The organism is Leptospira inadai serovar Lyme str. 10 (assembly GCF_000243675.2).
GTDB lineage: Bacteria > Spirochaetota > Leptospiria > Leptospirales > Leptospiraceae > Leptospira_B > Leptospira_B inadai.
This window is the reverse complement of the sequence record NZ_AHMM02000025.1, coordinates 690498-704857: the sequence shown is the minus strand read 5'-3', so window position 1 is coordinate 704857 and position 14360 is coordinate 690498. Positions and strand designations below refer to the sequence as shown.

The following is a 14360-nucleotide window of genomic DNA, read 5'->3' as shown; positions in this document are numbered from 1 at the left end:
ATTGAAATTCTCGCACTAACATGAAGTTGAGGACGGATAATGACGTATCCAAGAGGCTTTTTTTCTTTCGGAACCAATATCGGCATTAAAGATAAAACGAAGGACTTCGGCGTAATCTACTCGGAAGTTCCTTGTAAATCAACCGCAGTATTCACCAAGAATAATTTTCCCGGCGCGCCGGTAATCGTCGGTCGCGAACATATAAAGTCGGGAATTCTCCAAGCGATAGTCATCAATTCAAAAAATTCCAACGTGGCGACCGGATCGGTAGGCGTTGCAAATTCTCGCGCAATCTGCCGGGAAATCGGGGTCTCATTGGGTATTCCGGAAACATCCGTTCTTCCCTCCTCTACCGGAGTCATAGGCGTTCCCTTACCGATGGAAATAATACTACCTGCTTGTGCGAAAGCAAAATCTTTACTAAAACCGGGCAATCTGGAAGAGGTCGCGGAAGCGATAATGACGACTGATACTAGGAGAAAAGTATCCGTCCGAACGATCAGAACCGACAAGGGGGAGGCTACCATCTATGGAATGGCCAAGGGCGCAGGAATGATCGAGCCGAATATGGCCACTATGCTCTCTTACATTCTTACCGACGTTCGAATCGACGGAGAACTTTATGAAATTCTAAAATACTGCGTAGATAGAAGTTTTAATTGCCTTTCCATCGATTCCGACACATCCACTTCCGATACGGTTGCCTTGCTTTGTAACGGTCTTGCGGGAAAACCGGATTCGGAAGAATTTAGGGACGCGTTACTCGAAATCTGTATCGATTTAACTAAAGAAATTGCGAAGGACGGCGAGGGCGCTACAAAGCTAGTCGAAGTTCGAGTCGAAAAAGCGAAGACCGCCGAACAAGCTCGAAAAATCGGAAAATCGATTTTGAATTCTCCTTTGATCAAAACGGCCATTTACGGTGGAGATCCGAATTGGGGGAGACTGGTCATGGCAATCGGGAAAGTTTTTGACGAACCGATCCCGTTTGACGGTTTAGAGATCTATTTTGGCGGATTAGCGGTCAAAGGCGCCGGCCCCGATACTCTCAAAAAATTATCGGAATACCTGAAAAAGAATTCCGAGATCCAGGTAGATGTGATACTGAATACTGGAAATTACGGAATGAAATTTTGGGGCTGTGACCTTACCGAAGGTTACGTTCAAGAAAACGCCTACTACACGACGTAACCTAAATCATCCTGTTTCTCCAAAACCGTGAAATCTTTTTTTTCGGATCATAGAATCTCCTCCGCCATTATCACTCTTTCGGTGAGAATTTTCGGCGTACTCGCGGTTCTAAGCATTTACGAGGTCTGTATTAACTTCCTTCCCCGAGAAATAGAATTCGTAAGTGAAATCGGAGTATTGACTAGCCTAATGTTCGGAGTTTTTGCAGTCTTACCGATTCAGGAAAAAATCGGAGGGTTTCTAAAAGCCACATTCGTCTCGGAATATTTGAGTAATGATCCGGGTTCGTCCAGAATGGCTCATCGTCGCTTCGATTTGGAAGGTTTGATAAAGAATGTCTTCCCGGAACTAGTACGACTGACGAACAGTAATTTCGGCAAGCTGGCGATCCTTAGGAATGATCTTACTTACTACGACCTTTATACTTACGCTCATAAAAAGCAAAGAAAAGTAAACACTCTGGACGGAATCAATCCTCGTTCGCCTCTTCTGAAATATATTCTAAATAAAAGATCGGGCGCGACCATAGGGGAGCCCGATCAGAACAAAGTCATTAACGAGGATTTCGTAAGTCTTCGCGCCAATTTCATTCTTCCATTCGTGTTTCGGGAAAAATTATTCGGCTTCTTGGCCGTTTCGAATATTCCGAAAGATGATGTGCGGCACGAATTAGGATTCCTGGCGGGAAAATGTGCTTTAGCGGTTCATAATCATATACTCTCGTCGCAAATCGCGGAAAATAAAAAGTATAGAAAGGAATTCGAAAACGCAGGTAAGATTCGTAGATTTTTAGAACCCGCCGAACCCCCCTTGGTCGGAAATACTAAGATCGACTTACTTTCCCGCGAGCCCGGAGAATTGTTGGAGTTCTTTCAATCTTCGACGGGCGATTTCTATTTCGTATTTCTTAGATTAAGCGTTACCAATGCGGTCTCCGTACTTGCGCTCTGTTATATTCTTGGAACTTTATATGCCTCTCGTCTCCGAGGCGAGACAAAAGATTTAATTCAGTTGAAAACGTTGATCGAAGAAAATCTTAGGGAAATCTCTTGGATGGAAAAGTACGATCTTGCAGTAGGGAAAGTTAGCAGATCGGATAATAAAATTTTAGTTCGATTTTCGGGAAAACATTTCAGGATGTTCAAATCTTCCAGTCCCGACCGAAATCTCGCCTCGGTCGGTTGGGAAAACGTCCAGATTCCGGGAAAAGATCTGCTCTTTTTGAGTTGGAATGAACGTAAGATCCTCTCTTTTCAAGAGATAGGGATACCTTCTTGAGAAATATCCTTCTAATTTTCGTTTCCGTAATTCTTTTCGGCGTAATTCTTTTTGCGGGATTACTAAAATCATCTTCCAAAGAATCCAGGCTGCCTTTCTATTTTTATCCGAACGGGATGATTGCGTTATCGATCGGGGAATATACCGACCTCGTCGGTTTAAAAATCGATCTCTTGGAATACGAAATATCGCGTAAATTAGGAGAAGATAACGCCGAGACGAATCGTACATTTCATTTCTATGGAAAAGATCGAAGTGTTTCGAGGGACGTTTCGTTCATTTTCCGATCGGCCTTTGACGTCTTACGGGATTTTTCCTGGGATATCGGTTTATCGCTACTTTATTTCTCGGTAGCAATCTGGTTTTTCTTTTATACGAGGGATCTGTTTATTTTCCTCCTTTTCGGATCTTTTTCTTCCCTATTTCTATTTAACTTTTTCCTTTTGGCTTTTCAGGATTTCGTTTTCCCTTTCTTTTTCTTTCTCTACTTTAGCGGCTTTTTGATTTTGGATGTCTCCTACCGACTACGGGGGAAAGAAATCCCGTCTCGTTGGTTTGCCCCTCAAGTAATCGTATCTATCGTTGCGTCCTATGTTGGAGCCTCGCAAAAAGCGAATCCGGATCTATTTCAATTTCTTTCCAATGCGGGAATTCACTTCAACGCAGCGGCGGCGGCAATCTGCATTATTCAATTGATCTTTCATACGTTTAGGAACCCGACCCAATTCCAGGCCGTATTTAAAAAGCTCTGTCTCGTATTAGCGTTTTTCCTCGCAACGATCGTACCTTTTTTCATGACGAAAATCGGATCCACTCAAATTCCGTTTATGATTCGCCCTTACTTGATCGTAGCATTTATCCTTTTTCCGCCGTTAGTCATTTATGGAACCTATACCTACTCGTTAGTTCCCGTTCAGATCGCGTTTAGTTCCTCTTTGACTTCGATTTACTCCATTTTGATTCTTACTCTAGGATATCTTTTCGGTCTTGAGTTTTTTGTACGCTGGAATCCGGAATTCTTGGGGGCTCATCAAACGGAATGGAATTTATTCTACGTGATTTTTTCCGCTTATTTCCTTAGCTCTCTGAACAATAAACTATACTCTTGGATCGACTATTGGAGTTTTCGAAATAATCCGAAACTTCATACAGCCTTGGAAGAGCTTTCGGTGATGATCGGTGCGCCGATTTCAATGCGCGCAACCATTAATAATCTTATACGTCGCTTAGAGGAGGCGCTCGAAGTATATAAGCTCCAAGTCTTAATTCCGACCGATAAATTCCCGCGAACCGACCTCCGGAATATGAATTTTGTAAGGATCCCCTTCGGTTCGGAGATTTGGAAGTATTTCGAAGATCATACGGAGGTCACAGTGACCTCGCATTTAGCTTATGGCCTAGGCATCCGCGAATCCGTGTTCAAGTTTTTGCACCAAATGGAGGTCCAATTGGCCTACCCTCTCTTCAATTTCGAACGTGGAAAGGAAGTTATCGCCGTATTCTTAGTGGGTGAAAAGAGGAATCGCAGGAACTTTAGTCTTGGAGAGTTGCGTTTTCTTAAGGAATGCACTCGTTTAGCGTCTCTCTTGATTAGAAATTACAGTCTGCTCGTCGATGAAGTCGAAAAAAAACGGATCGTTAGAGATCTGAATATGGCTTCTATTCTGGATAAAACGCTTCATTTACCCGAATTGGAAACGATTCCGGAAACTCAGGTCGGTTATTTTTCCATTCCTGCCGTCGGAATCTCGGGCGATTACTTGGATATTTTGCGAATCGATCCTAAACGACAATTATTGTTTCTTGGAGACGTATCGGGTCATGGGTTAGGCTCCGGCTATCTAGTTTCCGCCGTAAGAGGAATTATCCGCCGATACTTGGGCGATTCATCTTCATTACCGCAGATTTTTCGCGCGATCAATCTCTTCTTAATCGAAAGATATAGAGGAAGTGAGTTCATGACTTCCATTGCGGGCATCTATAATTCTTCCGATGGTGCTTTTTCGTTCGTGAACGCCGGTCATACTCCTCCGATTTGCATACGAAAAGGAGGAAGAGTAGAGTTTCGAAACGAAACTCAAAGAGTTTTAGGTGTTCTTCCTACGGATTATAAGCTTCTTACCATACATTTAAATGCCGGAGACAAGTTAGTACTCTTCACAGACGGAGTAACGGAGACCTTTAACGATAAGGAAGAGATCTTCGGAGAAGAAAATCTTCAACGTTTATTGTCTTCTCATCATCATTTAGGTGCGCAAGATCTAGCTGATCTCGTAAGAAAGACTCTTGAAGAGTACAGAAACAATAAAGAACCTAGTGATGATGTTTCGTTTATATGTTTGGAAGTGTCCGAGTGAGAATTGTTTTCTTCCAAATCAACTTCTTTAAAAAATTTTTCATAAAATTAATTAAAATACTTTACAATGAAAAGTTAATTGCTTAATTATGTCCCTATCCAAGAGCTTTCTTGATCTCTCGCAAATAACGAAGGTCTGAAAAGTTCAAAACAATGGAGGACGTCAATGGTTGCAAAAAAGAAAGCAGTCAAGAAAGCAGCTAAAAAGAAAGTAGCTAAGAAAAAAGCTGCTAAGAAGAAAGTTGCGAAAAAGAAATAACCAACTTTAATAACATCTCCTTCTATACATTTTATAGAAGGAATGGAGCTTAAAACCCGCTTCTAGTAAGCGGGTTTTTTCTTTTTAAGGCCACTCCGCTGAATATTTTCCATTAAAAGACGGAAACGAACCTCTCGGTGTTGTATTTTTACAACATCGACATTGATTTGTGCATGATGATCGGATATTTTCGTCCGTTGTTCTAGTAAGAAACGCCGGCTTTGGTCATAACTTAAGGTGTCGGGTTACGTCTTTCATCTCTTCGCGTAAATCGGGAAGCGAACTACCATAGTTCTTTACCGAAATAGCCTCGCCTTCCGATGAAATTTCATACAATCGATACTCGTTTTCGGTACTGGATGACTTCTCTAACTTGAAAAATTTGATCGCGCGCTTAGTAAAACGGTTATAAGCGGTGAACTTATGGTAGTAGAAGCCTTCTTTTTTGGGGTTTATAGGATATGGAATATAATATTCGGACCCTAAAACTAGAATATTCGGCGTTACGACGGCCATTCTAGTCCAAGTAGCGAGATTTAAAGGGTAGCTTTCATCGATGAAGGACCGTTTATAATTTTTTTCCCATAGCTGAAGGATCTTTTTTCTAGTTTCATCGGCTTGTTTAGGCCTACCCAGCCCGTTCAAACAGATTTCGAGAAGAGATAGAAGGGACAACGAATCGGATTTCCCGCTTTGTAATTCCTTTTGAACTAGTTTTTTAGCGGATATATAGTCTTCAGAGTAGATATTTTCCCAAATTTTCTCAACGTTTGCCGCGTTTTTTGCCGCATCCTCCGGTAAAAGTTCCCAAGGACTGCCTACCAACAATAATAAAGTGAAAAGAAGTGCCAAGGATAGGCTTAAACTTCTCCATCTGGATGCTTCTCCGATCTTCCTTTCCGAAATAAAAACGTTCACCGCTAGTAACCTTTTGTCTTTGAGAACTCTCAGGTTTTAAATAACCGAAGTTCTCTCCGGGTCATGGATCCAAACGGGATTCTCTTTTTCCCAAAATGAAAGAAATTCGTTCGCCCCGCCATCTTGAATCACTTCTTTTTCTTCTTCCGACACCGGCAATAATGATAGAAACCGAATCGATCTGCCGTTTTCGGCGAGTAAACCGGAAAGCGGTGGATGTCCTTTGCGAGCATCCAATTCCTTTAATAAAAGTGAAGTAAACGTAAGATGCAGTGCTTCGGGATCTCTCCGACTCATTGATATCGTGTGACCGTGCCCGAACCATTTCCCCATGCTCCAAGGAAACCGGATAATCTCTCCTATTTGATGCGGTACCCAACTTTCCGAACGATCTTCGTCCGAAATTTTCGCGGCAAATAAGAGTTCTACTCTCGAATAATCTTCATAATCTTTTCGATAAAGTTCCACGCCAGGCATATTTTGGGCACTCATACCGATCGTGGAATAAATATAAACGTCGGGTAGTAGATCCCATCGGAATCTTGCTATGCCGAGTTGAGGAAACTTACCGCCGTCGGCGGACCAGTACTTCTCATGTTTTCCAAAAACGTTTTCCAAGAATCCAAGACGAAGCTCTTGGATTCGCTTCCAACTACCGTTAGACGCTCGTGATTCCCAATGATTACGATCGCGTCGAATCCGATCGGGAATCATTCCAAATTCCGCATTTCCTAGCGGATACGCCGTAATCGCGTCGACTTTCGCGTAAATTGAATACCCGTGAAAATCCTTTACCCCGGACCAAGGCGGAAGGTAAGCGATCAGTACTTCCTTATAAAAAAACGAGACCCCGGTCCCTTCTTCGGTCCAAATAAAGTGAATATCCTCTTGGCTAAATGCGGGGACAGGGGATGGATCCGTTACTTCAGCCTCGGTAAGCAGAGGAGCTAACCCCGAATGGAGGTCCTCTTCGGTCCGATGTTTCGGAGCCCGCACTCGGTTGCATACCCAAACCGATTTCATGGAAAATTCCGGATTCTCTTCCGCCTGCAAGTAAAGATAAACGGTTTGTCCGTCGTCTTCTAAATAAGCCGTAAAGGAGCCGTACGGATTCGCTTCTTGGTATACGATTTTAGGTTCCAAAACTTCCTTCATCGGATCGGGATTTCCACAATTCGTTTATTGAATCGATCTAGGATCGATTGGATTTTCGCCTCCATTCCCTTCTCGAATAGAATATCCGGAAAGTATGCACTGGCATTGATTAGTCCGGTTAATTCGACCTGATTCCAGGTTGAGTAAGTTTTGAGAGTGTCCCAAACGGTAAAAGGAACTGGAGCATTATCCTTCTTGCATTTGATAAATGTTTCAACTGCCTTGGTAGGGGTTAAGATTCGATTCTTCACGGTAGGCAACCTCGGGTATGGACCATTCTTCCTGAAAGAAGAGAAGATTCAAGCCGGTTACTTTATGTAATTGAGTGGAAAAAAAGGGGTAAGCCGGGGCATCCATTCGCCCGGCTCTTTTACCGAAGATTATCGGTGAAAGAAGTTGCTGAGTGGCTCTACGAATACTCTTTCGCGATTTTTCCTTTCCTTGTATTGTTCAAAAAGGATCAGCCAAAGAGCCGCCGTTAAAAAAATCGTTTCCATGTACAATTTCGACGGCGGGTGTCATCGGAATCTTACTTCGAACAATTTAGTTTTTGGAAAAAAATTTCATAGAATTTTGATTTTACGGATAAGGAATTCGCGGATGTGGAAATCTGAAAACGGGGAAAATAACCCGTTGGGGTTATGACTTACGCGATCTACGAAAGTGCTTCTTTTGCAGCTTCCTTAATCGCTTTTAATAAACGACTTTTCATACGCTCAGGAATTCGAGAAGAGACTTCCAGAGTATGCACAAACACTTCCGCTGCAAGGTCTACCATTTCCGTCATTTTAACGTCGTTCTCACGGGGAATAGAGAAGGAAGCTTTCTTTGCACCGTGATTCGGGCCTTTCTTTTTTACGGCCTTCTTAACTGCCTTCTTTTTCGGTTTCTTTAGGGTCATAACAATATCTAGTAAGTTGCGGGTTCGTATCTTAGTTCCTACCGATTCCCCTTCCAGCAGGATTTTATTCTCGGTCTAAAAAAATTCCCAGTACTCTATAGCTCTCGATGCTGTCGGTCGGTAATTCCAGATTATGGGTTCCTTTGCTATCGATGTCGGTCATTCGAATCCGAACATCTTCCCCCTTTGTCCAAACTCCGTCGGATTCGGAAACATAAAAGAATCGAGAATATTTTCGTAAGTCCAAGCAATCTTCCACCTTTTCCCAATGCGCAGAAACGGAAGGAGATGGCTCCAACTGTTTGGTATTAGGTACAAGAATTCTTTCCTTTCCCAAAAAGGTTCTAATCTCGCCTGTGCGTATATTTTCCGCGGTAATGAACAAGGAACTCGTCCCCTCTGCAGGTTGAAATTTTTCGGAAACGGTTCTCGCTTGGATTTTTAAAATTATGTTCCAGAATGAATCCGGATCAGTACTGCTTAGACTTATCATTCTAGAAATAGTTTTTATGCTATATTAGAGTTTTATTCGAATTTGAATTTTCCCTGTACTAGAAAAAGAATATGACTGAATTCTTTTTCTTTAAATTTCGGATATTTTGGATTTTTTCCGAATATTCTGTTTTTTTAATTACTCGATTTTTGCAAGACGAACGATCGATTTAAGAAAGAATCGCCTTCCAGCGTCGTCCTTCTCGAGTGATCGTTACTTTAGTTTTATCGTATTCCAATTGATTACCGGTCTTTACTAAGTTTCCATCTTTTTCATGTAAGTTAGCAAGAATAAATCGATCGATTCCTAATTTCACTAGCACCAATGAATAAGGCGGTTTCCACGGAAAACCGGGATTCATATTTACGGTAGTAGAGGACCATACGACTCCGGCTTCCCCCTCGTCGGCACCAAGCTTGTTCAGAGTAAGAGGTTTCAGATTCGGTTTTCTTTGAACGCGTTTTTTCCCTGGACGGTTCGAAGAAAATAAAGCTACCGAGTTAATGCTATCGATTCCGCCGTTTCCACCGAGAAGCGAAAGTTTTGGATAAAGCGGATCTTGTTTACCGAGCAGCTTGGGTTGCGCATACAGTCCGTATTGACTCGCAATATCCACGAGTCCCGTCGCTGCGGAAATCGACATTGCGGCCTGATAATTTAAAATCCCGCCTAATAAATTAATCGGGATAGTCTTTCCGTTCTTGAAAGAAATTTTTCCTGCCTTTAACGATTGGGTTACTTTCTTCTTTGAAAGTTGAAAGTATTCGGCCGATTGCAGGATGATCATCCCGGTAAAACAATCATAAATCCAAGCATAGTCGAGTTCTTCCCGTTCGTAGCCGGATTGAGCGAATAATTTTTCTCCCGAATTAGTCGCAGGTGTCTTGAAGCCCCCCTTCAAAATAAAATATTCGCTGTGAGCCGTATGCGTCGCTCCTACAAGATAAACGGGCGAAAGATCTTTCCTGATCCAACCTTTGGCTTTCCATTCGTCGACTTTCTTTTCGTTCATTAGCAAAGTTGCAAACCCGTGATCCGTCACAATCGCGATCATGGAAGAAGGGTACGGGTCTGCGATTGCTCGAGAAATTTGCTTTTCGGTAATTTCCTGCTGATATTGATACGAGCGAGGATTCGCGATCGCATTCGTTCTAAACTTCTTGGTAATTTCCGTTAAATCGCCTTGAGTGATCCCTTCTTCGAACATCATCCGCTTCATCAAAAGCCCGTACATGGAAATCAAAGTGGCTCCGTTATCCAATTCGAATTCCGGATGACATACGGTTTCATTGACTCTTTTTAAATCGGAAACCGACTTAAATGCTGATTTAGGAATGTCCGCCGCCGCGATCAGTATGACGGACTCGGGATCGGAAAGAAGTAAGGCTCGCGCCTGTCCGATCGCACCCGTGACGCTGGCGCCTCCCAGGTCTATCAAATGCGCTCGCATTCCGGTAAAACCTAATTCATTTGCGATGCGAACGCTATGCCCGTATCCTTGTTTTCCAAGTGAAGAAGGCTCGATACTTACAAAATCGGTGATATGCCGAGCTAGATTCCCTTGTTTCAGTTCCAAAAAACTGAGCAAATCCATTATAGATTTCTTATAATGATGAAAAATCTTCCGATCATTGCTCCAATCTTTGTATTCCGATTCGGAAAAATCGCCGACCGTGCTATCGGCAACGCCTAAAAGTACAGGATGATTCACTCAGTTCTCCTAATTTCATTTACCGGACGGACCGGGAGGAATAACTTTGCATTCCCCTTTGCCGATGATTTCGCCCTTTTGATTCTTCCATTCGATATTCATCGCAACGGCCTTAAGCCTCGGGATTTTCTCTTTCACTTCGACTTTGCAGGTGATCGTATCTCCGGGAAAAACGGGTTTCCGAAATTTCGTTACGGTTTCTAGCGCGATCGTTCCCAACCCGGGAAGTTTCATACCGAGAACGGGAGCAAGTAGGGATGCCGCCAAGCCTCCGTGCGCGATCCTCGTCCCGAAAGAAGTCGTTTTTGCATACTCTTCGTCGACATGCAAGGGGTTAAAATCGCCGCTAATCCCCGCAAATAAATAAATATCGGTTTCGGTAATCGTCTTAGTAAAACTCGCCGAGTCTCCGATCGAAATTTCGTCGAAGGTCTTTCCTTTTTCGTACATTCAGTTTTCCTTATGAACTTTCTTATGCGGAATATTTATGCGACCGCCACACCCAAAATTCCCGATTTTAAGAATTCGATACAATCTACTACGTCCTTATCTACGGCATCTAACTCGTAAAACTCCTGCAAAAGAAATTTCGTTCCTTGCGAATCCAAGTCTTTTAGGTACGAAGCGTTTTTCAAAAAGCGGGTTCCGGCAAAGAACGTCAAAAGTCTAAGATCTCGAATACGTTCTTTCGATTCGTAATCGGAAGTAGATTGAACTGCATCCCAGAATCCGAGTTGAAGGACCGCAGTCAAAACGAGCAGATCCGCAAATGCGAATTCCCAGGCCTGCTTTTTCTTTCTTTCCGGATTTTGTCCGATGGATCGAACTAATCGTTTTGCCGAAGCGAGAAATTTGCCTTGAGGAGAATCCGCTAATTCTTTTTCGGCCTTTTGACGAATTTCCTCCGGATGGGAATGTTCCAAAACGCTCATGAATTTTTCAAATCCGTTGAATGTCGAGGATATGATGCTTCTCTGAATTTCCGAAGTGCCGCCGCCGATCGTACCTAACTTCACGTCACGATACAGTCTGCTTGCAGGACACTCCCTCATATAACCCATTCCGCCGAAGAGTTGAACCGCTTCGCTTGCTAATTCTTCCGACGATTCGGTAACGAATACCTTTAAAGCGGAACTTTCCAAAGGTAAGCTTGACGAAGGATCACTGTCTTTCTTGTTTGCTACAAAATAGATTAATCTACGGGACGCACAAAGATAGATCCAAGTTTTCGCCAATTTTTCTTGAATTGCGTAAAAAGATAGAATCGGTTTACCGAATTGATGTCGTTTCCATGCATAGTCGATTCCTGCTTCCAGCGAAAATTCCATTCCACCCGGAACAGCTGCAACTAGAACCGTTCGTTCCCACTCTAGCGTCGCTTTTCCGATTCGCAGAAATCCCGAGTTTAAGGGACCAAGCAAATTCTCATCCGGAACGAACATATCTTGGAAGGAAAGCTCGGCGGTCGTAGAAGTATTGTGTCCTAATTTTTTTAATACTTTACTAACGTAGAATCCTTTCATATGAGATTCTACGATAAAGGCGGACACTCCCATCGGTCCTCGGGACTTAGTGGTGCGAGCCATAATTATGAATACCTGGCCGATCGGTCCGTTCGTGATATACATTTTACTTCCGTTTAAAACGAATCCACCGTCCACTTTTTGAGCGAACGTAAGCATCCCTGCCGCGTCGGATCCGGAGTCAGGCTCGGTCAAACCTAAACCTGCAATCCATTCCCCCGTCGCTAATTTAGGCAAATATTTGCTCTTCTGCTCCTCGGTTCCTTGAAACAAAATCGGCAGGGTTCCGATAATCATATGCGCACCCCATGACAAACCGAAACCTCCATCCAGACTCCCGGCGTTAAAGGATTCCTGAGCGATGCAACATTGTAAACAGGTGCCGCCTTGACCTCCGTATTCCTCCGGAACGGCCATACCGAGGAGCCCCATATTACCCATTTCTTTCCAAATATCGTCTCCCCAGGTTCCGTGCTCGTCCCGTTCCTCGACGCTAGGAAACACCTTTTCTTTGGAAAATTTTTTTACCATTTCGTAAAATTCGAGATCCGAAGAATTCAAATATGGATTTAAGAACATAATAATCTCCTAATGTACTTCAGACTTTCGTAAGCACATCTATTTCTTTTTTGAAGCTATTTAAAATTTCGTTTCGTTTCATTTTAAGAGTCCTTGTCATCTCTTTGTCCGGATCGAAAGGTCTCGGCAGGATATAAAAAGCGTTTTGCGGAACCACTTCAAACGATTTAAACCCGTTTTTCCGGGAAATTCGAGTCGAAACTTCCGATTTGAAAATTTCCCTAACTTTCGGGTGATCGTTCCAAGCATTCGGATCTTCGGGCAGGTCCGAAAATTCCGCTCTTAGTTTTTCGAAATCCGGAACGATTAGCGCCACAAGGTGCTTAGCTTCATGGCCCGTTACCATAACCTGATTGATATAGGGCGAATTCAGTAATTGATCCTCAACGGGAACCGGCTCGACATTCTCCCCACCTGCCAAGACGATCGTGTCCTTGGCTCGACCCGTAAAAACCAATTCATTCCTATAATTGAACCGCATGATGTCTCCGGTATCGAAGAAACCGTTCTTATCGAAAACGACGGCGTTGAGTTCCGGACGTTTATAGTAACCGATGAGAACTTGTTTCGATTTTATCCAGAGGCTCCCTTTTTTTCCCTGAGCGACCGGATTCCCCGTCTCGTCCTTAATGATGCATTCGTATCCTGCTATAGGGGTGCCCACCGTGCCCGGTGAAGGTCGGTTAGCTTTTCGAATAGAAAGCACTGCGGATGTCTCCGTCATACCGTATCCTTCCAGAACGATTAAACCGATTCCCGAAAGAAACTTATCTACTACGGAAGGCAACGCGCTCCCCGCAGAAACCGATACCCGCAGCCTACCGCCAAGAGCCTGATGAACTCCTCTAAAAATCAGAATCGCGCCGAGCTTAAGCGGCGATAAAAAAATCAAGCCGAAGAAGGCCGATAGTTTTTGCAGCAATCGCAACATAGGATCGGGTCTCATGATCCTAAAATCATAGCCGAATAGAATGGATTTTTTCTCGGCCCAGCTCATACCGACTTTCAGAAAGAAATCGAACAGAACCCTTTTGATCGGCGATTCTTTAGCGACCTTGTTCATGATTCCGTTATATAGAGATTCCCAAATTCTGGGAACGGAAGGGAATAATGTAGGTTTGAATTCTTTTAAATCTTCCTTTAGATTATTAATATTGGATACTAGGAATTCCGCGCCAAGTTCAACGATGCAGTATTCGATCGCTCTCTCAAAGGCATGCCAGGGAGGTAAAAGACTGATTCCCGAATCGGAAGACGTAAGCCCCACGAATCCGATCACCTTTTCGACTGCGGAAATCCATCCGGTCTGAGTTAACATAACTCCCTTAGGAGCTCCTGTCGTTCCCGACGTATAGATTAAAGTAGCCAATTCGTCGGGACTCTTTTCCATTAATCTTTTCTTAATACAATCCGGATTTTGAGATAGATAGGTTTTCCCCGTTTCGATCAACTCGCCGACACTCCCGATTCCGATCTTCAGCTCTCCTATATCATCCTCTAATACATATACCTTTTTCAAGGAAGGAAGCTTGGACGCCAGATTAAGGATGCGTTGTTTATCCTTCTCTTTTTGGACCAAAGCGTATTTACTTTCGGAATGGTTTACGATATATAGAATGTCCTCGTCGACAACGTCGGTACCTCTCGGAACCGAGATCGCGCCGGCACTAATAATGGCGATATCGCCTAAAATCCAATTGCTACTAGCGTCACAAAGATAGAGGATTTTATCGTCCTTAGCTACTTCGGCTTGAATCAATCCGCCTATGAGATGATCCGTTAACGTCTTCAGTTGCGAAAAGGTTCGTCCTTGTATGCCGGTTTTCGTTCTTCTAGAAAAGCTTTCCTTTAGCGGAAATAACGACGCAGTCTTTTCCAGCATGTCGTAAAAATACTTTCGATTGTTTTCCAAATTCCCCTCGAAACGGTTCGTGGCCGAGTTCAGCGACCGTTTAGGACGGAAACTCTACTTTTGACAACGCTTGGTTCAATCCAT

12 protein-coding genes are annotated in these 14360 nt (G+C 43.3%); 3 read left to right on the top strand and 9 right to left on the bottom strand.

The genetic code is table 11. The features are described 5' to 3' along the window. Positions 1 to 39 precede the first annotated feature (39 nt). The 3 genes from argJ to LEP1GSC047_RS19020 are packed head-to-tail and all read left to right on the top strand — an operon-like array spanning position 40 to position 4826. Entirely contained in the window at positions 40 to 1191 is a 1152-nt protein-coding gene (gene argJ, locus LEP1GSC047_RS19030; protein ID WP_010415968.1) for a bifunctional glutamate N-acetyltransferase/amino-acid acetyltransferase ArgJ, read from the top strand. Positions 1192 to 1218: 27 nt separating this feature from the next. After that, positions 1219 to 2469 (top strand): hypothetical protein, encoded by a 1251-nt coding sequence (locus LEP1GSC047_RS19025; protein ID WP_010415971.1) that lies wholly within the window; start codon positions 1219 to 1221, stop codon positions 2467 to 2469. Then, positions 2466 to 4826, top strand: coding sequence for a PP2C family protein-serine/threonine phosphatase (locus LEP1GSC047_RS19020; RefSeq protein WP_010415973.1), 2361 nt, complete (start codon positions 2466 to 2468; stop codon positions 4824 to 4826). The genes LEP1GSC047_RS19025 and LEP1GSC047_RS19020 overlap by 4 nt, the downstream gene beginning before the upstream one ends. A gap of 483 nt (positions 4827 to 5309) precedes the next feature. Here the strand turns inward: LEP1GSC047_RS19020 and LEP1GSC047_RS19010 are convergent, their stop codons facing one another. The 9 genes from LEP1GSC047_RS19010 to LEP1GSC047_RS18965 all read right to left on the bottom strand — a co-directional run bounded on the left by LEP1GSC047_RS19010 (position 5310) and on the right by LEP1GSC047_RS18965 (position 14276). Next, entirely contained in the window at positions 5310 to 6002 is a 693-nt protein-coding gene (locus tag LEP1GSC047_RS19010; protein WP_010415975.1) for a hypothetical protein, read from the bottom strand. Between the two features lie 36 nt (positions 6003 to 6038). Next, the gene (locus LEP1GSC047_RS19005) at positions 6039 to 7157 is read right to left on the bottom strand and encodes a suppressor of fused domain protein (protein ID WP_010415979.1); all 1119 of its coding nucleotides are present in this window, start codon (positions 7155 to 7157) and stop codon (positions 6039 to 6041) included. Further along, entirely contained in the window at positions 7154 to 7408 is a 255-nt protein-coding gene (locus LEP1GSC047_RS19000) for a hypothetical protein (RefSeq protein WP_020989000.1), read from the bottom strand. The genes LEP1GSC047_RS19005 and LEP1GSC047_RS19000 overlap by 4 nt, the downstream gene beginning before the upstream one ends. Before the next feature lie 404 nt (positions 7409 to 7812). After that, a complete protein-coding gene (locus LEP1GSC047_RS18990) occupies positions 7813 to 8058 on the bottom strand; it encodes a hypothetical protein (protein WP_010415988.1) in 246 nt (81 codons plus the stop codon). Between the two features lie 64 nt (positions 8059 to 8122). After that, on the bottom strand, positions 8123 to 8551 hold the full coding sequence (locus LEP1GSC047_RS18985) for a hypothetical protein (protein ID WP_010415990.1): 429 nt from the start codon (positions 8549 to 8551) through the stop codon (positions 8123 to 8125). A 169-nt stretch (positions 8552 to 8720) separates the two neighbouring features. Then, complete coding sequence (locus tag LEP1GSC047_RS18980) at positions 8721 to 10262, bottom strand: thiolase C-terminal domain-containing protein (protein ID WP_010415992.1); 1542 nt, start codon at positions 10260 to 10262, stop codon at positions 8721 to 8723. A gap of 15 nt (positions 10263 to 10277) precedes the next feature. Continuing rightward, positions 10278 to 10712, bottom strand: coding sequence for a MaoC family dehydratase (locus LEP1GSC047_RS18975; RefSeq protein ID WP_010415996.1), 435 nt, complete (start codon positions 10710 to 10712; stop codon positions 10278 to 10280). 35 nt (positions 10713 to 10747) lie between these two features. Further along, on the bottom strand, positions 10748 to 12367 hold the full coding sequence (locus LEP1GSC047_RS18970) for an acyl-CoA dehydrogenase family protein (RefSeq protein ID WP_180993221.1): 1620 nt from the start codon (positions 12365 to 12367) through the stop codon (positions 10748 to 10750). Between the two features lie 16 nt (positions 12368 to 12383). Then, a complete protein-coding gene (locus LEP1GSC047_RS18965; protein ID WP_010416002.1) occupies positions 12384 to 14276 on the bottom strand; it encodes an AMP-dependent synthetase/ligase in 1893 nt (630 codons plus the stop codon). Positions 14277 to 14360 lie beyond the last annotated feature (84 nt).